Source organism: Streptomyces sp. SN-593 (assembly GCF_016756395.1).
GTDB classification, from domain to species: Bacteria; Actinomycetota; Actinomycetes; order Streptomycetales; family Streptomycetaceae; genus Actinacidiphila; species Actinacidiphila reveromycinica.
In genome coordinates this window covers 1,386,780-1,413,395 of record NZ_AP018365.1, presented here as the reverse complement: position 1 = coordinate 1,413,395, position 26,616 = coordinate 1,386,780, and the positions used below count along the sequence as shown (strand labels likewise).

The following is a 26,616-nucleotide window of genomic DNA, read 5'->3' as shown; positions in this document are numbered from 1 at the left end:
GGGCTCACGGCGCCCGGCACCGCACCTCCCTGAGTTCTCGGATCATCCACGCACGACGCGGTACGAGGGTGCTTCTCCGCCTTGTGATGCACGGCGCCGGACGCCGCGAGCCCGACCGGCACGATCCGCCGGACAGGCCCTGGTTCCTCCGCGTCCGCCGATCCGCGCTCCACCCGCACAGCCCCGCCCGCCGACTGCTCCACAGCACACCTCCCGGCTCTCCCGCCACGGTGCGGCCCGCCGCCGTAGGGCGGTTGGGGTCCGGCTCGACCGCCGGTGGGCCCGCGGGGCCTCCAACGGGACGCGAGCGCAGGTCCAGCGTTCCTCCCCGGCGGGTGAGGAGTGTGGAGCGGGCCGCACGGCGACAGCTTGCACGGCCGGCCGGCTTCCCCTCCGTGACAAGGAGAACGCGACCATGCCAACGGGCCTTCTGAGGCACGATCCACTGCCGGGCGGAGCGTCTTGGTGAGCGGCCGGGGTACGCGGGTGTGCCTCGTCGGGGCCGGACCGCGCGGGCTCTCCGTGCTGGAGCGGCTGTGCGCGCAGGAGCGGAAGTCCCCGCGATGGGACCGGCTGACCGTGCACGTCGTCGATCCGGAGCCGGCCGGCGCGGGCCGGGTGTGGCGGCCGTCGCAGTCGCCCCACCTGCTGATGAACACCGTCGCCTCGCAGGTCACCGTGTACACGGACGAGAGCGTCCGGATCCGCGGGCCGCTGGAGGAGGGGCCGAGCCTCCACACCTGGGCCCGGGCGCTCGGCCTGGGCACCCTCGCACCGGGACCGGCGACCCCGACCGCGCCGCGGGTCCTGGCCGAGGCCCGCGCGCTCGGCCCGGACACCTACCCCACCCGCTCGCTGTACGGCCACTACCTGACCTGGGCCTTCCACCAGGTCGTGGCCAACGCCCCGGCCCACGTGGAGGTCAGGACCCACCGGGCGCGCGCGGTGGCCCTGGAGGACGAGGCGCCCGCACCGTACGGCCCGGACACCGCTCCGCCGCAGCGCGTGCTGCTGGAGGACGGCACCCGGCTGACGGGCCTGTCCGCCGTGGTGCTCGCGCAGGGCCACGTGGCCGGCCACCCGGACGTACCCGGGCGCGCGACGGCGGACTTCGCCGCGCGCCACGGCCTGCTGTACATCGCCCCCGGCAACCCCGCGGACGTGGACCTGTCCCGCGTCCCTCCGGGCGAGCCGGTCCTGCTGCGCGGGCTGGGCCTCAACTTCTTCGACTACATGTCGCTGTTCACCCACGGCAGGGGCGGCAGGTTCGAGCGCGCCGGCGGCCGGCTCGTCTACCACCCCTCGGGCCGGGAGCCGAAGATGTACGCCGGCTCCCGGCGCGGCGTCCCGTACCACTCGCGCGGTGAGAACGAGAAGGGCGCCCACGGCCGGCACACCCCGCGGCTGCTGACCGCCGAGCACGTCGCGGAACTGCGCGCACCGGGCGCGGAGCCGCTGCGCTTCGGCACCGATCTGTGGCCGCTGATCTCCAAGGAGGTGCGCGGCGTCTACTACGAGACGCTGCTGACCGCGCGGGGGGACCGGGCCGGCGCGGAGCGGTTCACCCCGGGCTTCCTGCGGGCCGCGACGGAGCAGGCGGAGGACGCCGTGCTCGACGCCGCCGGGATCGGCCCCGCGGAACGCTGGGACTGGGACGTCGTCACCCGCCCGTACGGTTCCCGGGTCTTCGCCGGCCCGGAGGAGTTCCGCGGCTGGGTGCGCGAGCACCTCGTACGGGACGTGCGGGAGGCGCACCGCGGCAATGTGCGCGGGCCGCTCAAGGCCGCGCTGGACGTGCTGCGGGACCTGCGCAACGAGATCCGGCTCGCGGTCGACCACGGCGGGCTGGACGGGGCCTCGTACCGCGACGAGTTGGACGCGTGGTACACGCCGCTGAACGCCTACCTGTCCATCGGCCCGCCCGCCCGCAGGGTGGAGGAGATGATCGCGCTGCTGGACGCCGGGGTGCTCGAACTGACCGGCCCCGGCATGCGGATCGCCCCCGACGCCGGGGGCGGCACGCGGGGCGCGGGCTTCGTCGCCACGTCGAGCGCGGTGCCCGGGGTCCGGGTCCGGGCCGGCGTGCTGATCGAGGCGCGGCTGTGCGCGGTGGACCTGCGCCGCACCGCCGACCCGCTGCTGCGGTGGCTGCTGGACGCCGGCCAGTGCCGCCCGTACCGCATCCCGGGGCGGGACGGCGACCACGAGACCGGGGGGCTCGCCGTCTCGGCCCGGCCCTACCACCTGCTGGGCGCCGACGGCACCGCGCATCCCCGGCGCTTCGCCTACGGCGTGCCCACCGAGTCGGTGCACTGGGTCACGGCCGCGGGGATACGGCCGGGGGTCGGCTCCGTGACGCTGGAGGACTCCGACGCCATCGCGGGCACCGTGCTGGCGCTGCCCGCCCCGTCGGGCCCGGCAGGCGCCGGGGCGCACCGGGCGGACGGCCCCGCCGCGCCGGACACGGCGGGCACGCCCACCGGCGGAATGTCCCGCGCCGACGCCCTCGGGGGCGCCCCCGCGCCGGCCGCTCCCGGGGCACCCGGCACGCCGCCCACCGCCACCCATACGAGAGAGGTGCAGCCGTGAGCACACCACCGCGCAGCGCGTCCGCCGGAGCGGGAGCGGGAGCGGGAGCCGGGGTCGGGGTCGGGGCCGTCGCCGCCGGAGGCGCCGGGGGCTTCGACGCAGCCGCCTCCGTGGACGCCCTTGCCGCTCCGGAGGAGGCCGCCGCCGCGCAGCCGGACTCCGGGCTGCTCTCCCCGGTCCGCGCGGGAACCGCCGTGGAGGCCGCGGTCGGCGACACCGCCTGGCTGCAGGCGATGCTCGACGCCGAGGCCGCCCTGGTCAGGGCGCAGGTCCGGTGCGGCACGGTGCCGGCCCGGGCCGGCACCGCGATCACCGCCGCCGCCCGGGCCGAGCTGTTCGACGTGCGGGCGCTGGCGCTGGCCGCGCGCGGCACGGCGAACCCCGTGGTCGGGCTGGTGGCCGCCCTGACCCGGGAGGTCGCCCGGCAGGCACCCGAGGCCGCCGAGTACGTGCACCGCGGCTCCACCAGCCAGGACATCCTCGACACCGGCGCCATGCTGGTCGCCTCGCGCGCGCTGCGCCCGCTGCTGGCGGACCTGCGGGCCACGGCCGGCTCGCTGGCCGTCCTCGCGGCCGCGCACCGGGACACGGCGATGGCCGGCCGGACGCTGACCCTGCACGCGGTGCCGACCACCTTCGGGCTGAAGGCGGCCGGCTGGCGCCAGCTCGTCCTGGACGCGGTCGCCCGCCTGGAGCGGGTGGCCGACGGCGGGCTGCCGGTCTCCCTGGGCGGCGCGGCCGGCACCCTGGCCGGCTACCTCCAGTACGCGACGGGGGCGGCCGCGGCCACCCGCGCGGCCCGGGACAGCGCCGCGGCCGGGGGCAGCGGTGCGGCCGCGGACATCGGCGCGGCCGGGGGAGCGGTTCCGGACGACGCGCTGGACGCCCTGGTCGACGCCTTCGCCGCCGAGACGGGCCTGGCCCGGCCGGTCCTGCCCTGGCACGCCCTGCGCACCCCGATCGCCGACCTGGGCGCGGCCCTCACCCACACCGCGGGCGCGCTGGGCAAGATGGCCGCGGACGTCCAGGTCATGGCGCGCACCGAGATCGGCGAGGTCGCCGAGCCCGGCGGGGCCGGGCGCGGCGCGTCGTCGGCGATGCCGCACAAGGCCAACCCGGTGCTGGCGACGCTCATCCGCTCGGCCGCGGTGCAGGTCCCCGCGCTCGGCTCCGTCCTGGCGCACTGCATGCCCGCGGAGGACGAGCGCTCGGCCGGCCTGTGGCACGCCGAGTGGCAGCCGCTGCGCGAGTGCCTGCGCCTGACCGGCGGGGCCGCGCACGCCGCCGCCGAACTGGCCGCGGGCCTGACCGTGCACCCGGAGCGGATGCGCGGCAACCTCGACGCGACCGCCGGGCAGATCGTCTCCGAGCGGGTCTCCGCCTACCTGGCGCCCCGGCTCGGCAGGGCCGCGGCCCGGGACCTGCTCACCGACGCCGCGCGGCGGGCCCGCCGGACCGGCCGCCCGCTCGGCGAGGTGCTGGCCGAACTGCCCGCGGCCGGCGGCGTCCTGGACCGGGAGGAGCTGGCCGAACTGCTCGACCCGGAGCGGTACACCGGGGTCGCCGGGCCCCTGGTCGACCGGGCCCTGCGCGCGTGAGACGGCGCCCGCCGCCCGCGGGCACCCCGCCCGCGCCGACCCCCGCCGTCCGTTCCCGAAGCCCCGGGCCCCGCCACGTGCCGGCCCGGCGCCACCGCGCCGACCGGCGCACCCGCCCGCATTCCCATCGCCCCAGCCGGAGGATTCCATGCCGCCACTGCCGCCCGCCCGCGTCGTCCGCGCCATCGAAGGCGTGCGTTCGGCCCTTCAGGGCCTCACCCGCAAGTTCGCACCGCCGCCGTTCGCGCTTCTGGAACTGGTCCAGGGGGCCATGGTCAGCCAGGCCCTGTACGTGGCCGCCGAGTTGCGGGTCGCGGAGACCCTCACCGACGGGCCGCTGCGACCGGAGCAGATCGCGCAGCGCACCGGCTCCGACCCCGACACGCTGCACCGGGTGCTGCGGCTGCTGGCGAGCTACGACGTCTTCACCGAGCTGAAGGACGGCCGTTTCGGGTTGACCCCGATGGCCCGCGCGCTCGTCGAGGACGCGCCGATGTCCATGCGCGGCATCGCGGTGCTCATGGGCCATCCCATCCACTGGGAGGACTGGGGCTGCCTGGTCGACGCGGTGCGCACCGGGGAGCCGAGCCTGCCCAAGCTGCGCGGCATGGGCGCGTTCGACTACCTGGAGGCCAACCCCGAGTACGGCGCCGTCTTCACCGCCGGCATGGGCGCGATGTCCGCCACCGAGACCGAACCGCTGCTCGCGGCATACGACTTCGGGCGCTTCGGCACCGTGGTCGACTTCTGCGGCGGCCGCGGGGACCTGCTGGCCGGCGTGCTGAAGAAGGTCCCCTCGGCGCGCGGCATCCTCTCCGACCCGCGGGTGGGCACCAACGGCGCGGCCGCCTACCTCCGGGAGCAGGGCCTGTCCGAGCGCTGCTCGATCGCGGACGGCGGGCTGTTCGACCCGGTGCCGTCCGGCGGGGACGCCTACATGCTCAAGCACATCCTGCACGACTGGCCGGAGCCGCAGGCCGTGGAGATCCTCACGAACGTGCGGAAGGCGATGAACCCGGGCGGCCGGGTGCTGGTGATGGAGATGGTCATCCCCGACAAGCGCAACGCCGCCCACGCGGGCAAGCTCACCGACCTGTGGCTGATGCTGCTGGTCGGCGGCAAGGAGCGCACCCGCGCGCAGTACGCGGACCTGCTGGCCAAGGCCGGGTTCGAGCTGGAGCGCGTCGTGGAGACGCCCTCGGCGCTGTCCGTGGTGGAGGCGAGGGTGCGCTGACGCCCCCGGCGGCGCAGGACCGGCCCCGCGACCCGAAAGGGCGCGGGGCCGGTTTCGTGTGCGCGGGTCGGGGGGTCGGTGCGGGCCGGTCGTACCGTGCGGGTCGGGCGGGCCGTGCGGTCCGTGCGGTCGGTGCGGGCCGGGCGTACCGGGGCCGTCGGGAGCGCCGCCGTCAGGAACGGCGCCCGCGCACCGACCGCAGCGCCACCTGCCGGACGAGCAGCGCGGTCACGAAGGCGAGGGCCGCGGCCGCCGAGGCGAGCACGAACGCGTCCCGGACGCCCCCGGCGACCGCCGCCTCGTAGCCCGCGCGCACCGCCGGTGTGAGCCGGTCCATGCCCTTCGCGTCCAGCCTGGTCTGGTGCAGGCCCGCCGCGCCGCCGGTCCGTTCGGCCATCACCTCGCGCACCCGGTGGTTGAAACGGGTGCCCATGAGGGCGACGCCGACCGAGTTGCCCAGCGTGCGGAAGAGGGTGATCGCCGCCGCGGCGACGCCCACCTCCTGGAGGTCGACGCTGTTCTGGGCGACCGTCACCACGTTCTGCCCCAGCGACCCCATGCCGGCGCCCAGCAGCGCCATGGACAGCTCGATGGTCGGCCGCGAGGTCGTGGTGTCCACCCGGGCGAGCAGCAGGGCACCCGCCAGCATGGCCGCGGAACCGCCCACCTGGAGGACCCGGTAGTTGCCGGTGCGCGCCAGGAACCGCCCGGAGGACTGCGAGACGACGACGAGCGAGCCGAGCATCGGCAGCAGCAACAGGCCGGAGCCGACCGCCGAGGCGCCGTTCACCGCCTGCTGGTAGAGCGGGAGGTAGAAGACCGCGCCGTACATCACGAAGCCGTTGGTGAAGCTCAGCACCGACATCAGCGTGAAGTTGCGGCTGCGGAAGAGGTGCGGCGGCAGCACCGGCTCGGCGGTCCGGGACTGGGCCAGGACGAAGCCGGCCAGCGCCGCGGCCGAGGCGGCGGTGAGCACCAGGATCGTGCCGGAGCCCCACGCGTAGTGCGTCCCGCCCCAGGTGAGCACCAGGACCAGGGAGGTGATGCAGAGCACCAGCAGCAGCGCGCCCACGTAGTCGATGTGCGCCTGCCGGCGCCGGCTCGGCACCCGCACGAAGCGGGCGACCAGGGCCAGGGCGAGCCCGCCGAGCGGCAGGTTGAACCAGAACGCCCAGCGCCAGCCGAGGTTGTCGGTGACCGTACCGCCGACCAGCGGTCCGACGATCATGGAGAAGACCATGACACTGCTGATCATGCCCTGGTACCGGCCGCGCTCCCGCGGCGGGATCAGCTCGCCGATCACCGCCATCACGCAGACCGCGACCCCGCCGCCGCCGAGGCCCTGCACCGCGCGGGCGGCGATCAACTGCCCCATCGTCCCGGCCAGTCCGCTCAGCGCCGACCCGGTCAGGAAGACCGCCATGGCGGTCATCAGCCACCGCTTGCGCCCGTACATGTCGCCGAGCCGGCCCCACACCGGGGTGGAGGCCGCGGCCGCGAGCGCGTAGGCGCTGACCGCCCAGGACAGGTGCTCGACTCCCCCCAGGTCGCCGGCGATCGTCGGCATCGAGGTGGCGACGATCGTGGTGCCCAGGGAGGTGGGCAGCATCGCGAGCAGCAGCGGCACCAGGGCCAGCCGCAGGCCCGGCCGCGGTCCCTCCCACGACGTCCGTTCGGCCTCACCGGTCATCACGCCCACGGGCGCCACCTCCAGTCGGAAACGCGTTGCCCGGCGAGTGGCGCGCCGTGGGGCCGCCGTTCAGCCGGTGCCGAGTCGAAAGCCCACTCCGCGCACGGTGACGACCCACCCGTTGCCGCCGAGCTTGCCGCGCAGGCTGCTGACGTGGGTGTCGATGGTGCGGCGCGACCAGGAGTCGCCCCACACCTGCTGGAGGAGCTGCTTGCGCGGGATCACCGTGTCCGGCTGGGACGCCAGCAGGCACAGCAGGTCGAACTCCTTGCGGGTGAGCGCCACCGGCTCGTCGTCCACGCGCACCTCGCGCGAGTCGACGTCGATGTGCAGGCGGCCGCGGCGGATGTCCCGGGCCGCCTCGGGCTCCCACCGGGTGCGCCGCAACACCGCCTCCATCCGCGCCATCAGCTCCCGGAACCCGTAGGGCTTGGTGACGTAGTCGTCGGCCCCCGCGTGCAGTCCGAGCACGCAGTCCAGCTCCGAGCGGCGCGAGGTCACGATGATGATCGGGACCCGGCTGACCGCCCGCAGCGCGCGGCACACCTCCAGGCCGTCGAGGTCGGGCAGGTCGAGATCGAGCAGCACCATCTCGACGTCCTCGTACGCCTGGAGGGCGGCGCTGCCGTGCCCGACGCCGACCGGGTCGTGACCGTGCCGGCGGAGCTGCGCGGTGAGCGAACCGGCGCGGTCCGGGTCCGCGTCCACCACCAGGACGCGCTGCCCGGCCGGCGCGGTGGCCGCGGGCACCGCGCCGGCGGGAGCACGGGGTTCCAGCAGTGCCCGTGACGGAATCTGACTCATGCCTTCCCCAGGGGATGTGCTCCGCTCGCCGCGGTGCCGGCCGGCCCGCTCCGGGCGCCGGGCCTACGGACGGGTGACCGGGTCCTCCTGCGGCTCGGGGCGCGAGCCGGCCAGGGGCTGCCCGGGGGCGAGGACCCACGCCGACTCGTGCCGGGTGAAGCCCACGCGCGGGTAGTAGCCGGCCGCGGCGGGCGCCGAGAGCAGCACCACCTTCGCGTCCGGGGCCTGCCGCCGGGTCTCCTCCAGCAGCGCCAGGCCCACCCCGGACCGCTGGAGGCGGCCCGCGACGGCGATGTCCGACAGGTAGGTGACGTAGGAGAAGTCGGAGACGCTGCGGGCGATGCCGATGAGCGCGCCGTCCGCGTCCCGGGCCACGACGACGAGGTTCGCCCCGCGCACCATGGCCGCCATCCGCGCCCGGTCGCCGACCGGCCGGCGCTCGCCCAGCCCCGAGGAGTGGTAGACCTCCAGCACCTCGTCCAGGTCCAGGTCGCGCCCGTCGACCCGCTCGGTCTTCCAGTCCCGCTCAGTCTTCCCGCTCATCGAGCTTCTCCAATCGCCGGCGTACGACGTCGTGGTGGGTGAGGAAACGCTCGGGCCGCAGCTCCTCCCGCAGCGTGATGCCCTCCTCGGCCAGGGTGTCCGCGAACGGCCTGCCCGTGGTGGCCGTGCGGTTCGCGGCGGCCTGGGCCGAACGGTAGGCCCGCTCGCGTTCGGCTCCCTCGCCGAGGAGGTCGAAGAGGACGGCCGAGCTGTGCACGAGCCCGCCGGTGCGGTCGACCGCGGCCCGCATACGATCGGGGTGCACCCGCAGCCCGGCCACCAGGTCCGCGGCCCTGGTCGCCTGGAAGTGGCCGACACAGAGGCTGTCGGGCAGGATGACCCGCTCGACCGACTGGTGGGCCAGGTCCCGCTCGTGCCACAGGGCGACGTTCTCCAGCGCGGCCGTGGCGTAGGTGCGCAGCAGCCGCGCCAGGCCGCACAGCCGCTCGCTGGTGGTCGGGTTGCGCTTGTGCGGCATGGCGCTCGACCCCTGGTAGGCCGACGACCGGCCCTCCTCGACCTCGGCCACCTCGGTGCGCTGCAACAGCCGCAGCTCCAGGGCGATCTGCTCCACGCAGGCCCCCAGGGCGGCCACCGCCTGGAGCAGTTGGGCGTGCCGGTCGCGGGCGACGACCTGGCTGGGCGCCGGCTCGACGCCCAGGCCCAGCGCCTGGCACACGTGGCTCTCCACGAACGGGTCGATGAGCGCGTAGGTCCCCACCGAGCCGGAGACCGTCCCCACCGCGACGGCCTCGCGGGCCGCGGCCAGCCGCCGCAGCGACCGGTCCACGGCGAAGGCGTGGACGGCGAGCTTGTGGCCGAAGGTGGTGGGCTCGGCGTGCACCCCGTGGGTGCGGCCGATCATCAGGGTGTCCCAGTGCTCCAGCGCGCGGCCCACGAGCACCCCGCGCAGCCGCCGCCCGGCCGCCGTGAGCAGGTCGGTGGCCCGGGCCAGGGTGTGGCCCAGCGCGGTGTCCACCAGGTCGTAGCTGGTCATGCCGAGGTGCACCCAGCGCGCCGAGGACTCCGGCATGTCCTCGCAGTACGCCGCGAGGAACGACAGCACCTCGTGGTCGCGCTCCTTCTCGAACTCCGCGACCCGCTCGGCGCGCGGCACCCGCGCGGCGCGGATGTCCCGGAGGGCGTCCTGCGGCACGTGCCCGAGCCGCACCTGCGCCTCGGTCGCGAGGATCTCCACACGCGCCCAGGTCGCGTACCGCGCCTGGTCGGTGAAGAGGTCCGACATCTCGGGCAGGGTGTAACGGGGGATCATGGAACGACCTCGTCTCCGGTGGTCCGTGGGCTCGAAGGGTCGGTGGGCCTGAAGCGGTCGGCGGGCGCCGGGCGGCCGGGCCTTGCAGCGGTCGGCGGGCGCCGGTCGGCGGGTCAGTACACCTCGAAGTACTCGCGCTGCTCCCAGTCCGTGACCTGGCCCGGGTCCGCCCCGGTGGCCGCGCACCAGCCCTCGAACCGGCGCAGCTCGCTCTCCTTGAGCTTGACCAGGCACGCCTTGAGGGGCCCGCCGAGCAACCGTTCGGCGCGCCCGGCCCGGAAGGCGTCGAGCGACTCGGCGAGGGACTGCGGCACCAGTGCCGGCGCCGCGCCCTCGGCGCGGGGGACCCCGCCGGCCTCCGCCGCGCCGTCGAGTCCCTCCAGGCCCGCGAAGAGCTGGCCGGCGAGGGCGAGGTAGGGGTTGGCGCAGGGTTCCGCGCTGCGGTTCTCGATGTGCGCGCCGCTGCCGCCGCCGACCATGCGGAGCATGGCGCTGCGGTCCTCCTCGTTCCAGTCCAGCCGGGTCGGCGCCAGGGCGTGGCGCGGGCCCAGCCGCCGGTAGCCGTTGACCGTGGGCACCGACAGCAGGAACAGCTCCCGGCTCCAGGCCAGCAGCCCGTCGGCGTAGGCCTTGGTCTGCGGGGACAGGCCGCCGGCCGGCCCCTCGGCGGCGAAGAGGTTGCGCCCGGTCGCGGTGTCGCGCACCGACTGGTGCAGGTGCCAGCCGCTGGGGTCGAAGGAGTCCAGCAGCGGCAGCGACATGAAGGACGCGTGGTGGCCGCTGCGCGCGCACCACCGCTTCGTGGCGGTGCGGAACAGCAGCATCGCGTCGGCGGTGTCGAGCGCGGACATGGGGCTGAAGGTGCACTCGACCTGGCCGGGGCCCGACTCGTGCTCCACCGAGCGCAGCGGCAGCCCGAGTTCGAGCAGGTGCAGCGCCAGCGGGTCGGTGACCGGGGCCACGGAGTCGTAGCGGGCGTCCAGGTTGAACTGGTAGCCGGCGTTGACGGCCGCGGCACGGGGCGCGGGGCCCTGGAGGCCGAACCCGTTCCCGGCGTTGCCCGGTTCGCCGTCGAGCAGCCGGGTGAGGTACCACTCGACCTCCAGCCCGATCACCGGCGCGTGGCCGCGCCCGGCGTACTCCGCCTCCAGGCGGCGCAGCACCGCCCGCGAGGACAGCGGGTGCGCGGTGCCGTCGCGCAGGTACTCGTCGCCGATCACCCACGCGGTGCGCGGCCCGGGGCCGGGCAGGACCTGGAAGGTGAGCGGGTCGGGCACCAGGATGAAGTTGCCCGCGCCGGAGATCTCCTCCACCCCGATGCCGGGCTCGCCGAGGAAGTCGACCGCGATGGCGTGGCCGGTGTCGAAGACGAAGGGGCCCGGGCTGAAGTTCATGCCGTTGCGCAGCACCGAGCGGAACGCGTCCGCGGTGAGCGTCTTGGAGCGGGCCAGCCCGTGCGGGTCCGGGAAGACCAGGCGGACGAGGTCGACCTCGCGCAGGCCGGCCTCGATCCGCTCGGCGACCGCGAACTGCTCGTCGCTCCACAGTCCGTGGTCGGAGACGAAGGAGGGGCTTCCGACGCTGTCCTCGGCGGACACGGAGCGCCATGACCGGGTGTACACGGTTCAGAGGGTCCTTTCGGTGGCGGCGACCAGCTCGTGCGGGGCGCGGGGCGCGGGCAGCGGGCCGAGCGCGGACTCCAGGCGGCGGGCTGCCGCCAGGACCGGCTGGTCGGCCCCGAAGGCGCCGACGAGCTGCACGCCGACCGGCAGTCCGGAGCCGGTCAGCCCGGCCGGCAGGGTGACCGCGGGCTGGCCGGTCAGGTTGAACGGGTAGGTGGCCGGCGACCACGCCAGCCAGAGCAGGTCCCGGGGGTCGGCCGCCCAGGCCGGCCCGATGGCCCCGACGCCGAACGGCTCGACGGGCACCGTGGCCATGGCCAGCAGCCCGTACCGGGCCATGACCGCGCGCAGCCGGACCCGCACCCGCTGGCGCACCTCCTCGGCGCGCATCACCGCGGCGCCGGTGAGGCGGCGTCCGTGGCGGACCACCTCCAGCCGGCCCGGGTCGCACAGTTCCTCGTCCTCCGGCGCCGTGCCGGCCGCCTCGGAGGCGGCCAGGATGTCCACCAGGGCCGGGTAGAGGTCCTTGCACCGCACCTCGACCGGTTCGACCCGGTGGCCCAGGTCCACCAGCGCGGACCGCGCCCGCTCCGCGACCCGGCGGACCTCGTCGCTGGTGCCCTCCCACTCGATCCAGCCGACGCGCCCGGAGCCGGCCGGCGCGGCCGCGTCGATCGAGCCGAGCCCGGAGTCGGGGTCGCCGGGGTGCGGGCCGCGGACCGCGGCGGCCAGCGCGGCGGCCTCGGCGACACCGCGGGCCAGCGTGCCCTGGTGGGCCAGCCGGTCGGCGCACCCGGGGACGTAGGGGATCAGGCCGTAGGACGGCTTGTAGCCGACCACGCCGCAGAACGCCGCCGGGATCCGGATCGAGCCGGCCCCGTCGGTGCCCAGGGCGCCGTCGCCGAGCCCGGTCGCCACCGCCGCGGCCGCCCCGCCGCTGGAACCGCCGGCGGTGCGCGCGGGGTCGTACGGGTTGCCGGTGGGCGGCGCGACACGGCTGACGGTGGACGCGCTCCAGCCGTACTCGGAGGTGGTGGTCTTGCCGATGACGACGGCTCCGGCCTCCCGCAGCCGGGCGACGGCCGGGGCGTCCGCCCGCTCCCGCCGGTTCTCCAGGAACGAGCCGCGGGCGGTCGGCAGGTCGCGGGTCTGGAGCAGGTCCTTGACCGAGACGGTGACGCCCAGCAGCGGCGCCCCGGTCCACGCGTCGTCGCCGCGCTCGCGGATGCGCCGGTCGGCCTCCTCGGCCGCCCGCAGCGCCTCGTCGCCGGCGACCGCGACGAACGCGCCCAGCCGGTCCCTCTCCCGCGCGGCGGCCAGCACGGACCCGACGTGCTCCACGACCGTGGTCTCGCGCCGGCGCAGGCGGCCCTTGAGGGCGCCGAACCCCTCGCCGGTCACCGGACGGCGCCCGCGGGACCGGAGCGGACCGCGCCGCCGCGCCCGGCCGGACCGCCGTCCCCGCCGTCCCCGTCGTCCCCGGCGATGGTCCGCCAGTGCCACGCGGCGTCGAAGGAGGTGACCGCCAACGGCACGCCCCTCGCGGCCAGTCGCGCGGCCAGTCCGGTCGCGCGGGCGAGGAACCCCGACACGCGGTGCGCGACCAGCAGGTCCCGCTCGTCGAACGGCTCGCCCGCGCAGCGCAGCAGCCGCAGGTCCGTGAACCCGTTGAAGACGCGCCCGGCCACCTCGACGGCCTGCGGCGAACGGATGGAGAAGCGGACCTTGTTGGCGACGTGGCCGTGGTGGTGCTGGTCGGAGAAGAACGCGATGTCGGGGATGGTGGGCGGCACGAAGTGGTCCCGGGCCACCACGGCCGGGTCCCGGGGCAGGTTGCCGGGCACGAAGTGCCAGGAGTTGTACTGCATCCGCGACGACATCGCCCAGGCCGTGTCCGCGAGGGTCGCGGCCGAGCCGCCGAAGTGGACGCGCGCCTCCGGCCGGGGCACCACGCAGCAGAAGTAGCGGGTGATGTCCCAGTCGCAGATCTCCGCCCAGCGCTCCGCCCGCATCCGGTCGATCAGCTCCGGCAGCGACCGCATCCCGCGGCTCATCGCGAAGTCGGCCCGGAACTCCTCGGCGCAGGCCGCCACGGTCTCGTGGACGAGCGACTCCAGGCCGGTGGCGAACTGCCCGTGCGGCTCCGCCAGCCACAGCGGCGGCGCCGTGCCGGCCAGCCCCAGCCCGGCCAGGTCGTCGCCGGCCAGCGGCAGGCGCGCGACCAGCCGCGCGCTGATCCGCGCGTCCAGGGTCCGCACCGCGTCGGTCTCGGTGGCCACCCGTTCGATCTTGTGCATCAGCGCGCCGTGGATCTCGCGGTAGAGCTGGGCGGTTCCCGCCACCTCCCGGCGGCGGGCGCCCAGCGCCTCGGCGAGCGCCATCAGGTCCTCCACGCGGTGCGACCCGGCCGGCGCGACCGCCGCGCCGCCGGGCACCGCGGCGTAGGACCGCCGCACCCGCTCCAGCATGGCGGCGACGTGGTCCACGCCGAGCTGGGTGCCGTTGGCCTCCTCGACCCGGCCGAAGCCGGCCGACCGGACCAGCAGGGTCAGCGCGATCAGCATCTGCACGTCGCTGTCGGACCACAGGTCCAGCGGCAGTCCCCGGAGGCCGCTGAGCACGCAGTCGGGGTGGCCCGGCCACAGCGTCTTGCCGGTGATGGTGTTCTGGTCCCGGAAGTTCGTGTACTGCCGGTCCTCCTGGTACAGCACGAAGGGGGCGGTGCGCAGGGCGGCCTCCTTGGCCTGCTCGACCAGCTCGTCGCGGCCCTTGCCACCCTGCCCGTCCAGCCACCCGCGGCAGTCGGCGAGGGCCCGGGCGGTCCTCGCGGCCGCCCCGGCCGTCAGGTCGCGGTGGACCCGGGCGGCCCGCCGCGACCACGGCACCCGCAGCACCCCGCCGACCAGTTCGGCCCGGTCCAGGGGGCCCTGCGAGGGGGCGCGCAGCACGATCCGGCCGCTGGTGGCCAGCCCCAGCTCGCCGAGGAAGACCCGCTCGTCGTCGCGTGCGGGGTCGGGGGCGGGGTCGTTGCCCGGGTCGGCGCCGGGCGCGGGGGCCCGCGCCGTGAGGTCGGCGGCCCGCCAGGACACCCCCCACAGCGCCATGACCGCGGCCTCGTCGGAGGTGCCGAGGGCGCGCAGTTGGACGTCCCGCGGCACGTGCCCGTCGAGGCCGAGCAGCACCTCCAGGGCCTCCCGCGGGTCGCCGGCCGCCCGCGCCCGCTCCCACACGCGGTCGAGCAGCCCGGGGAACCCGGCGGCCGGCTCGCGCCGCCGGTCCGGTCCGGGGGCGCTCCCCGCGGGCGTGCCGAGCCTGCTGGGACGGCGGCTGATCCGCTTCCTGGCGTTGACCGCGCGGCGGCTGTCGCGCCCCGCCGACCCGGTCACCGGGTCTCCGCGGGGAACTCGACGAGGTTCCACAGGCTGTCGTCGGACGGGCTCCAGTCCTCGTCGACGTAGATGCAGTCCACGGGGCACTCCAGCACGCAGGCGGGGCAGCCCGAACACAGCTCGGGGATGATCACGACGTCGAGACCGCGGTCGACGATGGCGCCGAACTCCGCCGGACAGCCGCGCAGGCAACTGTCGCAGGTGATGCACTCGGCGGTCTCGATGCGACGTGGCGGCTTCCGCCAGTCGCTGTTGCGGGTCCGTGCGGCGATCCGCTCGGAACGGGCGGACCGGTCCGCCGGCAGTGCGTTCTCGCTCACGGGCACTCACCCTCCGGGTCACTTCGACACGTCCGTCACTGATGTCGACACATGCTCGCCGTGCCGTCTGGACCGGGCGCGGAGCGTCGGTGGTGGCGGGCTCGACCGGCGTGCTCAACCGGGCGCGGGCCCGGTTGAGCACGGGCCGGACGGCTACCGTCGGCCGTGGCGACAAGCGGGGACCCGACCACGAACAGGAGCACCCACGATGCCTCCCACACAGGCGCCCAAGCTCATGATGTTCCTGGCGTTCAGGAGCGACGCCGAGGAAGCCCTGGACTTCTACACCGCGCTGTTCGACGACTCGGCCGTGCACCGGGTGGTCCGGGCCCGCGCCGGGGAGGAGGGGTGGCCGGAGGGGACCCTCCAGCACGCGCTCTTCACGCTCCACGGGCAGACGTTCATGTGCACCAACATGCCGCCGCCCGGGGCGAAGGGCCACGAACTGGCGGACTGGGACGCGTACGCCTTCTCGCCGGCGACGGCGATCTACGTGCAGTGCGAGACGGCGGAGGAGTTCGACCGCCTCCACGCGGCCCTGGTGGAGAAGGGCGAGGACATCATGCCGCCCGACGCCTACGAGTTCAGCGCCCGGTTCGCCTGGCTGACCGACCGCTTCGGGGTCTCCTGGCGGATCAACCTCGCCCCGTCCCGGCGGGCGCGGCGGGGCTGACGCCGGCGGGCGCCGCCGCCCGTCCGACGGCTCGGGCCCGGCCCACCACGGGGTGGGCCGGGCCCGAGCCGTCCGGGGTCGGTCACCCCCAGTCGCCGGCCACCTGCTTGGTGGTGACGTTCAGGCGGTTGAAGAAGTTGGTCAGGGCGATCATCAGCACCAGGGCCGCCAGGCCCTTCTCGTCGAAGTGCTCGGCTGCCGCGTCCCAGACCTCGTCCGGCACCTGGTCGCTGCGGTCCGACAGCCGGGTGGCGTGCTCGGCCAGCGCCAGCGCGGCACGCTCGGCGTCGGTGAAGTAGGGCGTCTCGCGCCAGGCGGCGACCGCGAACAGCCGCTCCTCGGTCTCGCCGCCCTTGCGGGCACCGCGCGAGCCGGAGTCCACACAGGGGCCGCACCCGTTGATCTGGCTGGCCCGCAGGTGCACCAGGTCGAGGGTGGTCTTCGGGACACCGCCGGAGTAGATCGCCTTGTACATGTCCTGGATGGACTGCGTGGCGTTGAGGATCATCGCCGGGTTGTTGAGGCGCGCTTCCATGTTCATCCCTTTCTACGGAACGCAAGTGACGCACGCGCGTCGGCGTGCGTCACTCCTACGACGAGCGGCGGCGGGCGAGTGTGACACCCGGCGGCCCGGCAGGGCCCGGCGGCCCCGAGGCGGCGGGCCGGTCGCCTGGGGCCGTCACACGCGGACGGTCCCGTTCGTCACAGCTTCGGGGGCTCTCGGAGCGAAGATGGACCCGGCGGCGGTCACGCACCGCGGACAGCGAAGGGAACGACGGTGGCCATGGACGAGAACGACGAGCTCGCGCGCGCTTTCGAGGAGAAGCGGCCACGGCTGCACGCCGTGGCCCAGCGCATGCTCGGCTCCACCGACGAGGCCGAGGACGCGGTGCAGGAGGCGTGGATCCGGCTGCACCGCAGCGACGCGGAGGCCGTGGAGAACCTCGACGGGTGGCTCACCACCGTGGTCGGTCGGGTCTGCCTGGACCTGCTGCGGGCCCGCAGCCGCCGCGAGGAGTTCTTCGAGGAGCACACCGAGGCGTCGGCGCCCGTGCCCACCGAGGAGAACGCCGACCCCGAGCAGGAGGCGATGCTCGCCGACTCGGTCGGACTGGCGCTGTCGGTGATCCTCGACACGCTCGAACCGGACGAGCGGCTCGCCTTCGTGCTGCACGACATGTTCGCGGTGCCGTTCGCCGACATCGCCCAGGTCATCGGGCGCAGCCCGGGGGCCACCCGGCAACTCGCCAGCCGCGCCCGGCGGCGCGTCCACGGCGCCTCCCCGATGCACGACCTGCGCCGTCAGCACGAGGTCGTGGACGCCTTCCTGACCGCGGCGCGCAGCGGCGAGTTCGACCGGCTGCTGACCCTGCTCGCCCCCAACGTCACCATGCACGCCGACGACACCGCGGTGCGGATCGGCGCCGCCCCGATGACCCACGGCGCCCGCGGCGTGGCCGGCGTGTTCTCCGGCGGGGCCGAGGCCGCCCGCGTCGCCCTCATCGACAGCTCCGTGGGAGCGGTGTGGAAGGCGAAGAAGCGGGTGGTCGTCGCCTTCGACTTCACGATCCGGGACGGTGTGATCACCGCCATCGACCTGGTCGGCGACCCCGAGCGGCTGCGGGAGCTCGACATCGTGGTGCTGGGCGACTGACGTCCCGCGGCCGGCTCCCCCGGGGCCGCGGCGGGCGGCCCGCGCGGCCCGCCGCCCGTCACCGTACGGGGCCGCCGCCCGTCACCGTACGGGGGAGCCCGGCGCGGTGGCGGCCGGGACCAGGCACTCCTCCAGGAAGGCCAGGGCCCGCAGGTGGTAGGCGCGGGCCGCCCAGCCGAGGCTGAGGTTGTGGCCGGCGCCGGGCTGGCGGTCGAGCACGACCCGCGGGGACGCGGTGAAGCCGGCCGCGAGCTCGGCCAGGTCCGCGTCCGTGTGGCGCCACAGCAGTTCGTGCTCGGCGAAGGTGAACCGCACCGGCACCCGCACCCGCGGCGCCAGCCGCGCGAACGACGCGGTCCAGCCGGCGAGTTCGGCGGCCTCGCGGGCCGGCATGGGGGCGACCACGCCGGCGCACTCCTGGAAGGTGCCCGGCGGATAGAGCCGCAGCGGCCCCCAGCGCCGCCGCCGGTCGCCGGGGCCGGTGAGGGGCGGCGCGTGGCCGTCGGGCGCCGCGTACCGCCGGCCGCAGCCGGAGACGTCCACGCCGAGCAGGCGGTCGCCGGCCTCCGCGCGCGCCGCCCAGTCCAGCGCGGGCTTGCCGCCGAAGGAGTGCCCCACCAGGAAGACCCCCGCGCCCACCGGGTGGCGGTCGGCGTACCCGGCCACGGCGGCACGCAGCACCGCGGTCTGCTCCGCGACCCCCAGGCCCTCCGGCAGCGCCGCCGCCGACCTGCCGTAGCCGGGGCGGTCCACCGCGAGCACCGCGTAGCCCAGGCGCGCCCCGAGCCGCAGCAGGGACAGGCCGGGCCGGGCCCGCGCGTCGAAGTACCCGGCGGTCATGCCGCCCCCGTGCACCGCCACGACCAGGGCCCTGGGGGCGGCGCCACCGGCCGGCTCGCCCAGCAGCGCGGACAGGGCGACCCCGGCGCCCTCCAGCACGACCGGGCGGACCGTCCCGGCCGGCGGCGCCCCGGTGGCGGCGTCCACTACGCGGCTCGCCCGTCGCCGAACCACCGGCCGAGGGCGTAGGCGAGCCCGTCGGGCGTGCCCCGTCCGGTCCACGCCACGTGGCCGTCCGGGCGGACGAGGACCGCCGCGAGCCCGGCCAGCGGGTCGGCGGTGCCCTCGACCGGTTCGGCGGCGGCGGTGACCACCTCGACCCGGTCGGACCAGGGGCCGGCGGCCCCGCGCAGCGCGGCGCTGTCGGCCAGGTCGAACAGGACGCCCCGCCCGGCGCGCAGCGGGCGGAAGGTGTCGCTCTTCCCGCCGGCCCCGCTGATCGGCCGCTTGGGGAGCCGGCACCCCAGCAGCGGGTGCGCAGCGGTGTCCGGCCCCTCCTCGGGCCCGCCCAGGTCGTAGCGGATGTCGAGGTGGCTGACGATCCCCGCCAGGTGCCGCCGGACCACGTCGTACCCGATCAGCTCGGCGAACAGGGCGCGCAGCGCGTCCGACTGCTCGCCGCCGAGGAACACGACGCCCTGCGCGTGTGTGTTCATCATCAGCCGCTCACCGACCGCGTGGCGCTCGCGGTGGTAGGTGTCGAGCAGGTCCGGCGGGGCGCTGCCGCGCACCGCGGCGGCGAGCTTCCAGCCCAGGTTCACCGCGTCCTGCACGCCGGTGCTCAGGCCCTGGCCGCCGGCCGGGAGGTGGACGTGTGCGGCGTCGCCGGCCAGCAGCACCCGGCCGCGCCGGTACTCCCCGGCCAGCCGGCTGGCGTCGCTGAAGGAGCTGACCCACTCGGCGCCGCCGCCGCTGATGTCCTCGCCGGTGATGTGCTGCCAGGCCGCCGCCACCTCGGGGAAGGTGACGTCGTCGTCCCGCTCCCTGGCCGGGGTGCCGTGCGGGCAGACGATGATCCGGTCGACGCCCTCCTTCAGCGGCGCCGCCATCACCATGCCGTGCGGCAGGCGCTCGCCCAGGAAGCGGGGCGCGAGCTTGCAGCCCACGACGTCGGCGAGGTACATGGCGCGGGTGGCGGGCAGCCCGGGGAAGTCGAACCCGGCCAGCCGGCGGACGCGGCTCTGCCCCCCGTCACAGCCCACCAGGTAGGAGGCGCGCAGCCGCCGGGTGCCCTCCGGGGTGCGGACCACGGCCTCGACGGTGTCGCCGTGCAGGAAGCCGTCGGCCAGTTCCACCACCTCCCAGCCGCGCCGGATGTCGGCGCCGAGCGCGCGGGCCCACTCCTCCAGCACCGCCTCGGTCTCGTTCTGCGGGATGCCGCGGGCGCCGAAGTGGGCGTCCTCCAGGGCGGTGTAGTCGAACTGCACCCCGCCGAAGTGGCCCATGGGGCTGGTCTGGAGCGTCTCGCCCTGCCCGAACCCCGGCAGCAGCCCGCGCTGGTCGAACACCTCCATCGCGCGGGCGGTGAAGCCGAGGCCCCGGGACTGGCCGGTCGGCCGCTCCAGCTTCTCGACCACGACGACGCGGGCGCCGCCCAGCAGCAGTTCGCCCGCGAGCATCAGCCCCGTCGGCCCGGCCCCCACCACGACGACGTCGGTGTCGCGCACGGAATCTGGCATGGCTGTCCTCCCTCTTCTCGCTCTGGTCTGGTCGGTCGTGCGCGGCGCGCACGTGCGGCCCGCGAGGCGCCGCGGAGCGTGACGAGGCGTCACGGAGCGCCGGGCCGGCACGTGCGGCCCGCCAGGTGCCACGCGGCGGTGCGTACGCCGCGGGGCCCGGGTCAGCTCGGTGCGCCGAACCACCGTCCGAGCGCGGCCCGCAGCCCCTCGCCGTCCTCCCGGTCCGCGCCGGCGCCGGGGTGCGCCCCCGCCCACACGACGTGGCCGTCCGGGCGCACCGCCACCGCCGTCACCCCGTCCAACGCGCCGGGGCCGGCCGCCTCGTCGATGCCGGGTGCAGGGTCGGCCGTGACGAGGTCGACCCGGTCGGCCCACGGCCCGCCGGCGGCCGGCGGCGGCCCCCCGAAGCCGAGCAGCAGGCCGCGCCCGGAGCGCAGGAGTTCGAAGGTGGTGCGGGGGGAGCCGTCGACCCGCAGCCGGGCGTACGGCAGCCGCGCGCCGACCAGCGGATGGCCGTCGCCGCAGGTGGCGTAGCGGATGTCGAGGCCGCTGATCATGCCGGCGAGCCGGGCGCGGGCCGGCTCCTCGGCGACGAGTTCGGCCAGCACCGCGCGCACCGGCTCCACCTCGGGGCCGCCGAGCAGCAGGGCCACCTGCGCGCGGATGTTCGCGAGCACGGCGGCGCCCACGGCGTGGCGCTCCTCGTGGTACGTGTCGAGCAGCCCCTCGGGCGCGTGGCCCTGGACCTCGGCCGCGAGTTTCCAGCCCAGGTTGAAGGCGTCCTGGAGCCCGAGGTTGAGCGCCTGCCCGCCGGTGGGCATCTGCCGGTGCGCCGCGTCGCCGGCGTACAGCACCCGGCCGTGGCGGTACCGCGCCAGCAGCCGGTTGGCGTCGTCGAAGTGGTTGACCCACAGCGGCTTGCCGCCGTCGATGTCCTCGCCGGTCACCCGCCGCCAGGCGGCGGCGACCTCCTCGTAGCGCACCGGGCCGGTGCGCTCGCGCGCCGCGCTGCCGAACTCGTGCACCATCACCCGGGTCACCCCGTCCGGCCGGCGGGCCGCGATGGCCAGGCCGCGCGGCAGTCGCTGGAAGCGCCGGTCGGGGATGTCGATGCCGTCCACGTCGGCGCGCAGCAGTTCGCGGCCGGCCGGCCGGCCGGGGAAGTCCGCCCCGGTCAGCCGGCGCACCGTGGAGTCCTGGCCGTCGCAGGCGACCAGGTAGCGGCCGCACAGCCGGACCGGGCGCCCGTCGCGGCCGACGGCCTCCACCTCGACCGCGTCCGGGTCCTGGCTCAGGTCGAGCAGGCGCAGCCGGTGGCCGCAGCGGATGTCCGCGCCCAGCGACAGCGCCCATTCCTCCAGCACCGACTCGGTCTTGGTCTGCGGCACCTTCCACTGGCCCGGGTGCGGACCGGGCAGGGTGAGGTCCAGCGGCACCCCGCCGAAGTGGCCGCGCGGCTCGTTCGGCGGCGAGCCGACGTCCGGCAGCAGGCCGCGGCTGTCGAGGATCTCCATGGTGCGGGCGTGCAGGGTGGAGGCGCGCGACTCGGTGGTGGGCCGGTGGCGCTGCTCGACGACGGACACCTCGACGCCGCGCAGGCACAGCTCGGCCGCCAGCATCAGCCCCACCGGCCCGGCGCCGACGACGATGACCTGGGTCCGCGTCACCTCGGCGGGGCCGGCGCCGGGGCCCGTGTGCGGGGCGGCCATGTCAGCTCTTCCGTTCCGCGTGGTCCTTGGCGTGGCCCAGCGTGGCGCGGCTGTTGGTGCTCAGCGCCTCGTGCACGTAGGCCCGGGCGTCCGCCACGGTGGCCTGCTCGCCCAGGACCGCCGCGATGTTGGCGGTGTTGATCGAGACGGTGTGCTGCGATCCGGCCTCGGTGGTGCCGCGGCCGGTGTCGGTGAACGTCCACACGCCGGTGTGCAGGGTCATCAGGGCGGGCAGCGTGACCTGCTTGTACGCGATCTTGTCCGGTTCGAAGGCGACCCGGTAGGACTTGGTGGTGTGCACCGAGCCGTCCTTGGCGCGGGTGTCCATCTCCAAGGTCTGGAGCCCCGGGGAGGGCTCGTCGAAGCGCACGGTGGCCACGTGCGGCAGCCGTTCGGGCCAGCGGCCCGCCTCGTTGACGAAGTCGAAGACGTCCTTGGCGGCGCCCTCGACCTCCACGGTGTCGGTGAACGAGAAGACCAGGTCCTGCGCCTCGGCGGCGTGCACCCGCTCGACGTTCTCCTTCAGCGCGGCCAGCTCCGAGGTGCTGTTGGTGTCCACCGCCGCGTCGATCCACCGCAGGCCGTCCGGGTCGTCGTCCACGGCCCGGTAGTCGTGCAGCAGCCGGACCCGCGCGGAGTCGGCGTCCAGCGGCTCGATGATCCAGGTGCCGCCCATCGCGGCGACCGGCGGGGTGCTGACCTCCTGCCGGAAGACGATGCGCAGGCCGTCCGGGTCCAGGGTGCGGCGCGAGGTCCAGTTCTTGGCCTCGCCGTTCGCGGTGGCCCAGATCCGGATGCGCTCGGTCCGGGCGCCGGTGTCCTCCTGCTCGACGTGGATGGTGGGCGGGAAGATCTGCGGCCAGTGGCGCACGTCCGCCAGCAGCCGGTAGATGGTGGTGGCGGGCGCGGCGATGGTGATCCCGTGCTCGACCTCACGCGTCGTCATGGGCACTGCTCCTTGTCCGGTCCGGGTCCGCTGCGGGACGGTCAGAAGTTGCCGAGCCCGCCGCAGACGTTCAGCGCCTGCGAGGTGATGGAGGCGGCGGTGTCGGAGGCCAGGTAGCCGATCAGGCCCGCGACCTCCTCGGGGGTCGAGTAGCGGCCGAGCGGGATCTTGGCCTGGAACTTCTCCAGGACCGCCTCCTCGCTGGTCGACCAGGCGGCGGCGTAGCCCTGGCGGACGCGCTGCGCCATCGGCGTCTCGACGTAGCCGGGGCAGACCGCGTTCACGGTGATCCCGGTCGGCGCCAGCTCGTTGCCGAGCGCCTTGGTGAAGCCGACGACGCCGTGCTTGGAGGCGGAGTACGGCGCGCCGAGCACCACGCCCTGCTTGCCCGCGGTGGAGGCGACGTTGATGATCCGGCCGTGCGAGCGCTCCCGCATGCCGCCGTCGGTGAGCACCGCCCGGGTCATCCGGAAGACGCTGTTGAGGTTGGTGTCGATGACGTCGTTCCACAGGTCGTCGGCGATGTCGGCGGTGACGCCGCCGCCGGACCGGCCGGCGTTGTTGACCAGGACGTCGACCCGGCCGTACGTCTCGACCGCGGCCCGTACGAACGCGGTGACCGACGCGCCGTCGCGGACGTCGAGCACCTGCCCGGCGGCCTCGAAGCCGTCGGCGCGAAGCGACTTCACGGTGGTGTCGAGGTCGGAGCCGGTCCGCGCGCCGAGGAGGACCCGGTGGCCCTGGGCGGCCAGCAGCCGGGCGGTCGCCAGGCCGATGCCGCTGGTGGCGCCCGAGACGAGCGCGACGCGGGAGGTGGACTGTGACATGGCGGGGTGTCCTCTCAGGCCGCGCGGCCGGCGGCCAGCAACTCGTTGACGGTGGAGATCAGTTCGCGGGGCGTCAGGGAGTCGGTCAGGGCCTCGTCGTCGAGCGCGATGCCGTACTCGCGCTCGATGCAGCCGCCGGTCTCCAGCAGGGCGAGGGACTCGTAGCCCAGGTCCTCGAAGGTGGTGTCGAGGATGTCCTCGTCGAGGTCGAGGCCCTCCTCGGCGCCGGCGGCCTTGAGGAGGATGTGCTTGAGGTCGTCGAAGGTGAATCGGCTGTCCGTCATGGGTCTGTCTCCTTCGTCTCGGGGTGCGGCCGGCGGCACGGCGCGGTGCCCGGCCGCCGGCGCGCGCTTCGTCCGTCCGCCGGGCCGTCAGGCGGCGGCGCGCACGACCATCGCGGAGTTGAACCCGCCGTGGCCGCGGGCCACCACCAGGGCGGTGCGCAGCACCGCCGCGCGCGGCTGGTGCAGCACCAGGTCCAGGTCGTACTCCGGGCACGGGTCGACGTGGACGGTGGGCGGGATGACCCCCGCCCGCATCGCCAGCAGCGCGCAGGCGACGTCCAGCGGCGCCGCGCCCGAGTACAGGCGGCCGGTCATCGTCTTGGGCACGGTGACCGGGACCCCGCCGGACCCGAAGACTCCGCTGATCGTCTCGGCCTCCACGCGGTCGAGTTCGGGCACACCCGCCCCGTCGGCGAAGACCACGTCGACGTCGGAGGGGGCGGCCCCCGCGTCGTCCAGCGCGATGCGGATCGCGGTGCCCAGGGTGGAGCCGCGCCCGCTGCCGGGCGGCGGGTCGAAGGTCGTGCCGTGTCCGGCGATCTCGCCGTACACCCGGGCGCCGCGCGCGCGGGCAGCGGCGGCGGACTCCAGGATCAGGATCGCCCCGCCCTCGCCGGGCACGTAGCCGTGCGCGTCCCGGTCGAACGGCGTGTAGGCCCGGGCCGGTTCGTCGTCGGTGGCCATCCGCCCGCCCGAGAGCTGGGCCACCCAGCCCCAGGGGCACAGCGACGCCTCGATCGCGCCGCTCACCACCAGCGGGGTGCCCTTGCGGACCAGCCGCCTGGCCTGCGCCAGCGCGTCCAGGCCGCCGGCCTGGTCGCTCACCACCACGCCGCTGGGCCCCTTCATCCCGTTCCGGATGGAGATCTGGCCGCTGTTGACCGCGTAGAACCAGGCGAAGGACTGGTAGGCGGAGACGAACTGGCTGCCCTGGGACCACAGTTTGCGCAGCTCGCCCTGGCCGAACTCGAAGCCGCCCGCGTGGCTGGCGGTGACGACCCCCATGTCCAGCGGGTCGAACGACGCCGGGTCCACGCCGGCGTCCGCCAGCGCCCAGTCCGCCGCCGCCAGCGACAGCCGGGTGACCCGGTCGGTCTGCGGCAGCAGCCGGCCGGGCAGGTGGTCGGCGGCCTCGAACCCGGGGATCTCCCCGGCGAGCTGAGCCGGATAGCCGGAGGGGTCGAACCGGGTGATGCGGCCGATGCCGCTCTTCCCGCCGCGGGTGGCCGCCCAGTAGTCCGCGGCACCCAGCCCGTTGGGGGCGGCGACGCCCATGCCGGTGACCACGACCGAGGTCATACGGTGCTCCTTCGCGCGGTGGTGAGCACCATGGCGCTCTGGAATCCGCCGAAGCCGCTGCCCACCGTCAGCACCGAGCCGACCGGCTGCTCGCGTGCCGTCAGCGGCACGTAGTCCAGGTCGCACTCGGGGTCGGGGGTGTGCAGGTTGGCGGTGGGCGGCACCACGTCGTGCTGCATCGCCAGGGCGCACGCGGCGATCTCGATGGAGCCGATGGCGCCCAGCGAGTGCCCCACCATCGACTTGATCGAGCTGACGGGGGTGCGGTAGGCGTGCGAGCCGAGGCTCTTCTTGAACGCGGCGGTCTCGTGCCGGTCGTTCTGCCGGGTGCCGGAGCCGTGGGCGTTGACGTAGTCGATGTCCTCGGGGTTGGTCCTGGCCTCGGCCAGCGCGACCCGGATGGCCTCGGCCATCTCCGCGCCGTCCCGCCGCAGTCCGGTCATGTGGTAGGCGTTGGACCGGGTGGCGTAGCCGGCGATCTCGGCGTAGACGTGCGCGCCGCGCCGCACCGCGTGCTCCCACTCCTCCAGTACGAAGAAGGCGGAGCCCTCGCCGAGCACGAAGCCGTTGCGGGTGCCGTCGAAGGGCCGCGAGGCGTGCTCGGGGTCGTCGTACCGCGGTGTGGTCGCCTTGATCGCGTCGAAGCACGCCATCGTGATCGGCGAGATCGGGGCGTCCGCGGCGCCGGCGACCATGACGTCGACGGTGCCCTCGCGGACCAGCTCCACGCCGTAGCCGACGGCGTCGATGCCGGAGGTGCAGCCGGTGGAGACCACCGTGGCCGGCCCCTCGGCGCCCACCGCCCACGCCACCTCGGCGGCGAAGGAGCTGGGCGCCAGGTAGTCGTACAGGTGCGGGACGGCGTAGCGGTGGTCGACCAGGTCCAGCCGGCCGCCGTCGCTCACCACGCGGTACTCCTCGTCGAGTCCCATGGTGGCGCCCACCGCGCTGCCCACGACCACGCCGATCCGGTGCGGTGCGAGCGCGGCCAGTTCGGCGCCGCTGTCCGCGACCGCGCTGCGCGCGGTGACCACCGCGAACTGCGCCGCCCGGTCCATCCGCCGCACCTCCTGCGGACTGAGCCCGTGGTCCAGCCCGCAGAAGTCGGCCTCGGCCGCCACCCGGGAACGGAAGGGCGACGGATCGAAGAAGGTGATGCCGCGGGTGGCGGTGCGTCCCTCGCTGATGAGCCGCCAGAAGCCCTCCCGGCCCAGGCCCCCCGGGGCGAGGACCTCCAGGCCGGTGATGACGACCCGACGCTCCGTCATGCGCCGGCCTCCCAGTGGTAGAAGCGCGTGGCCATGGCGTCGGCGGGGGAGCGCCAGGTCGCCGGGTCGTACGCCTCGATGAAGGGCTTCAGGTCCGCGCTGATCCCGACGAAGCGCGGGTCGTCCTTCGCCTCCTGGATCCGCGAGCCGCCGTCGTCCGCGGCGAAGTCCTGGAGGTGGAAGTACAGGCCGCGGTAGGAGAAGAGCTGCCTGCGCCTGGTCCCCATCCGGTGGGGCATGTCCGTGTCGTCGAACTCGCCGAACAGCCGCGCGACGTCGCGGCTGGACTCGATGGCCATCCGGGCCACGATCAGCGTGCTGTGCATACCTCGCTCCTTGCGGTGGGCCTCGGGCGTTGCGGAAGGGTGGCCCCGC

The 26,616-nt window shown here is 75.5% G+C and carries 23 protein-coding genes; 5 read left to right on the top strand and 18 right to left on the bottom strand.

Annotation, left to right across the window (positions count from 1 at the left end; translation table 11 throughout):
* Positions 1-465: 465 nt before the first annotated feature.
* From RVR_RS05980 to RVR_RS05970, 3 genes are all read left to right on the top strand, one after another.
* Positions 466-2,589 carry an FAD/NAD(P)-binding protein gene (locus tag RVR_RS05980; RefSeq protein ID WP_202232846.1) on the top strand — a complete coding sequence of 708 codons (2,124 nt, stop codon included), beginning with the start codon at positions 466-468 and terminating at the stop codon, positions 2,587-2,589.
* Between the two features lie 110 nt (positions 2,590-2,699).
* Positions 2,700-4,187, top strand: coding sequence for a nitrosuccinate lyase (locus RVR_RS05975; RefSeq protein WP_237405245.1), 1,488 nt, complete (start codon positions 2,700-2,702; stop codon positions 4,185-4,187).
* A gap of 148 nt (positions 4,188-4,335) precedes the next feature.
* Positions 4,336-5,421 carry a methyltransferase gene (locus RVR_RS05970; RefSeq protein ID WP_202232845.1) on the top strand — a complete coding sequence of 362 codons (1,086 nt, stop codon included), beginning with the start codon at positions 4,336-4,338 and terminating at the stop codon, positions 5,419-5,421.
* 172 nt (positions 5,422-5,593) lie between these two features.
* Here RVR_RS05970 and RVR_RS05965 read toward each other — a convergent pair whose 3' ends face one another.
* The 8 genes from RVR_RS05965 to RVR_RS05930 form a co-directional block, all read right to left on the bottom strand.
* On the bottom strand, positions 5,594-7,111 hold the full coding sequence (locus RVR_RS05965; RefSeq protein ID WP_202238417.1) for a DHA2 family efflux MFS transporter permease subunit: 1,518 nt from the start codon (positions 7,109-7,111) through the stop codon (positions 5,594-5,596).
* 69 nt (positions 7,112-7,180) lie between these two features.
* On the bottom strand, positions 7,181-7,915 hold the full coding sequence (locus RVR_RS05960) for a response regulator transcription factor (protein ID WP_202232844.1): 735 nt from the start codon (positions 7,913-7,915) through the stop codon (positions 7,181-7,183).
* Positions 7,916-7,978: 63 nt separating this feature from the next.
* Complete coding sequence (locus tag RVR_RS05955; protein ID WP_202232843.1) at positions 7,979-8,458, bottom strand: GNAT family N-acetyltransferase; 480 nt, start codon at positions 8,456-8,458, stop codon at positions 7,979-7,981.
* Positions 8,442-9,731 (bottom strand): adenylosuccinate lyase, encoded by a 1,290-nt coding sequence (gene purB / locus RVR_RS05950; protein ID WP_202232842.1) that lies wholly within the window; start codon positions 9,729-9,731, stop codon positions 8,442-8,444. The genes RVR_RS05955 and purB overlap by 17 nt, the downstream gene beginning before the upstream one ends.
* 113 nt (positions 9,732-9,844) lie before the next feature.
* Positions 9,845-11,353: a type I glutamate--ammonia ligase gene (locus RVR_RS05945; RefSeq protein ID WP_202232841.1), complete on the bottom strand. Its 1,509-nt coding sequence runs from the start codon at positions 11,351-11,353 to the stop codon at positions 9,845-9,847.
* Between the two features lie 3 nt (positions 11,354-11,356).
* Complete coding sequence (locus RVR_RS05940; RefSeq protein WP_202232840.1) at positions 11,357-12,754, bottom strand: amidase; 1,398 nt, start codon at positions 12,752-12,754, stop codon at positions 11,357-11,359.
* The gene (locus RVR_RS05935; protein WP_202232839.1) at positions 12,751-14,739 is read right to left on the bottom strand and encodes a hypothetical protein; all 1,989 of its coding nucleotides are present in this window, start codon (positions 14,737-14,739) and stop codon (positions 12,751-12,753) included. The genes RVR_RS05940 and RVR_RS05935 overlap by 4 nt, the downstream gene beginning before the upstream one ends.
* Positions 14,736-15,062: a 4Fe-4S dicluster domain-containing protein gene (locus tag RVR_RS05930; RefSeq protein ID WP_202232838.1), complete on the bottom strand. Its 327-nt coding sequence runs from the start codon at positions 15,060-15,062 to the stop codon at positions 14,736-14,738. Before RVR_RS05930 ends, RVR_RS05935 begins: the two co-directional genes overlap by 4 nt.
* Positions 15,063-15,270: 208 nt before the next feature.
* On the opposite strand from RVR_RS05930, the gene RVR_RS05925 reads away from it, so the two are divergent.
* On the top strand, positions 15,271-15,735 hold the full coding sequence (locus RVR_RS05925; RefSeq protein ID WP_202232837.1) for a VOC family protein: 465 nt from the start codon (positions 15,271-15,273) through the stop codon (positions 15,733-15,735).
* Between the two features lie 82 nt (positions 15,736-15,817).
* Here the strand turns inward: RVR_RS05925 and RVR_RS05920 are convergent, their stop codons facing one another.
* Complete coding sequence (locus tag RVR_RS05920) at positions 15,818-16,270, bottom strand: carboxymuconolactone decarboxylase family protein (RefSeq protein WP_202232836.1); 453 nt, start codon at positions 16,268-16,270, stop codon at positions 15,818-15,820.
* A 249-nt stretch (positions 16,271-16,519) separates the two neighbouring features.
* Here RVR_RS05920 and RVR_RS05915 point away from each other — a divergent pair, with 249 nt between their 5' ends.
* Entirely contained in the window at positions 16,520-17,389 is an 870-nt protein-coding gene (locus RVR_RS05915; protein ID WP_202232835.1) for a sigma-70 family RNA polymerase sigma factor, read from the top strand.
* Positions 17,390-17,470: 81 nt separating this feature from the next.
* On the opposite strand, the gene RVR_RS05910 is transcribed toward RVR_RS05915, so the two are convergent.
* The 9 genes from RVR_RS05910 to RVR_RS05870 form a co-directional block, all read right to left on the bottom strand.
* Positions 17,471-18,376, bottom strand: coding sequence for an alpha/beta hydrolase (locus tag RVR_RS05910; protein ID WP_237404595.1), 906 nt, complete (start codon positions 18,374-18,376; stop codon positions 17,471-17,473).
* Complete coding sequence (locus RVR_RS05905) at positions 18,376-19,908, bottom strand: FAD-dependent monooxygenase (protein WP_202232834.1); 1,533 nt, start codon at positions 19,906-19,908, stop codon at positions 18,376-18,378. Before RVR_RS05905 ends, RVR_RS05910 begins: the two co-directional genes overlap by 1 nt.
* 161 nt (positions 19,909-20,069) lie before the next feature.
* Entirely contained in the window at positions 20,070-21,617 is a 1,548-nt protein-coding gene (locus RVR_RS05900) for an FAD-dependent monooxygenase (protein ID WP_202232833.1), read from the bottom strand.
* Between the two features lies 1 nt (position 21,618).
* Positions 21,619-22,563: an aromatase/cyclase gene (locus tag RVR_RS05895; protein ID WP_202232832.1), complete on the bottom strand. Its 945-nt coding sequence runs from the start codon at positions 22,561-22,563 to the stop codon at positions 21,619-21,621.
* A gap of 41 nt (positions 22,564-22,604) precedes the next feature.
* The gene (gene fabG / locus RVR_RS05890; RefSeq protein ID WP_202232831.1) at positions 22,605-23,390 is read right to left on the bottom strand and encodes a 3-oxoacyl-ACP reductase FabG; all 786 of its coding nucleotides are present in this window, start codon (positions 23,388-23,390) and stop codon (positions 22,605-22,607) included.
* Between the two features lie 14 nt (positions 23,391-23,404).
* Entirely contained in the window at positions 23,405-23,674 is a 270-nt protein-coding gene (locus tag RVR_RS05885; RefSeq protein ID WP_202232830.1) for an acyl carrier protein, read from the bottom strand.
* 87 nt (positions 23,675-23,761) lie between these two features.
* On the bottom strand, positions 23,762-24,973 hold the full coding sequence (locus RVR_RS05880) for a ketosynthase chain-length factor (RefSeq protein ID WP_202232829.1): 1,212 nt from the start codon (positions 24,971-24,973) through the stop codon (positions 23,762-23,764).
* Positions 24,970-26,241: a beta-ketoacyl-[acyl-carrier-protein] synthase family protein gene (locus RVR_RS05875; RefSeq protein WP_202232828.1), complete on the bottom strand. Its 1,272-nt coding sequence runs from the start codon at positions 26,239-26,241 to the stop codon at positions 24,970-24,972. Before RVR_RS05875 ends, RVR_RS05880 begins: the two co-directional genes overlap by 4 nt.
* Positions 26,238-26,567, bottom strand: coding sequence for a TcmI family type II polyketide cyclase (locus RVR_RS05870; protein WP_202232827.1), 330 nt, complete (start codon positions 26,565-26,567; stop codon positions 26,238-26,240). The genes RVR_RS05875 and RVR_RS05870 overlap by 4 nt, the downstream gene beginning before the upstream one ends.
* Between the last annotated feature and the right edge of the window lie 49 nt (positions 26,568-26,616).

Coding starts and splice junctions, on each gene's coding strand:
- RVR_RS05970 (WP_202232845.1), top strand. CDS start 4,336: ATGCCGCCACTGCCGCCCGCCCGCGTCGTCCGCGCCATCGAAGGCGTG.
- RVR_RS05955 (WP_202232843.1), bottom strand. CDS start 8,458: ATGAGCGGGAAGACTGAGCGGGACTGGAAGACCGAGCGGGTCGACGGG.
- RVR_RS05920 (WP_202232836.1), bottom strand. CDS start 16,270: ATGGAAGCGCGCCTCAACAACCCGGCGATGATCCTCAACGCCACGCAG.
- RVR_RS05965 (WP_202238417.1), bottom strand. CDS start 7,111: ATGACCGGTGAGGCCGAACGGACGTCGTGGGAGGGACCGCGGCCGGGC.
- RVR_RS05960 (WP_202232844.1), bottom strand. CDS start 7,915: ATGAGTCAGATTCCGTCACGGGCACTGCTGGAACCCCGTGCTCCCGCC.
- fabG (WP_202232831.1), bottom strand. CDS start 23,390: ATGTCACAGTCCACCTCCCGCGTCGCGCTCGTCTCGGGCGCCACCAGC.
- RVR_RS05900 (WP_202232833.1), bottom strand. CDS start 21,617: ATGGCCGCCCCGCACACGGGCCCCGGCGCCGGCCCCGCCGAGGTGACG.
- RVR_RS05915 (WP_202232835.1), top strand. CDS start 16,520: ATGGACGAGAACGACGAGCTCGCGCGCGCTTTCGAGGAGAAGCGGCCA.
- RVR_RS05875 (WP_202232828.1), bottom strand. CDS start 26,241: ATGACGGAGCGTCGGGTCGTCATCACCGGCCTGGAGGTCCTCGCCCCG.
- RVR_RS05895 (WP_202232832.1), bottom strand. CDS start 22,563: ATGACGACGCGTGAGGTCGAGCACGGGATCACCATCGCCGCGCCCGCC.
- RVR_RS05925 (WP_202232837.1), top strand. CDS start 15,271: ATGCCTCCCACACAGGCGCCCAAGCTCATGATGTTCCTGGCGTTCAGG.
- RVR_RS05905 (WP_202232834.1), bottom strand. CDS start 19,908: ATGCCAGATTCCGTGCGCGACACCGACGTCGTCGTGGTGGGGGCCGGG.
- RVR_RS05885 (WP_202232830.1), bottom strand. CDS start 23,674: ATGACGGACAGCCGATTCACCTTCGACGACCTCAAGCACATCCTCCTC.
- RVR_RS05880 (WP_202232829.1), bottom strand. CDS start 24,973: ATGACCTCGGTCGTGGTCACCGGCATGGGCGTCGCCGCCCCCAACGGG.
- RVR_RS05870 (WP_202232827.1), bottom strand. CDS start 26,567: ATGCACAGCACGCTGATCGTGGCCCGGATGGCCATCGAGTCCAGCCGC.
- purB (WP_202232842.1), bottom strand. CDS start 9,731: ATGATCCCCCGTTACACCCTGCCCGAGATGTCGGACCTCTTCACCGAC.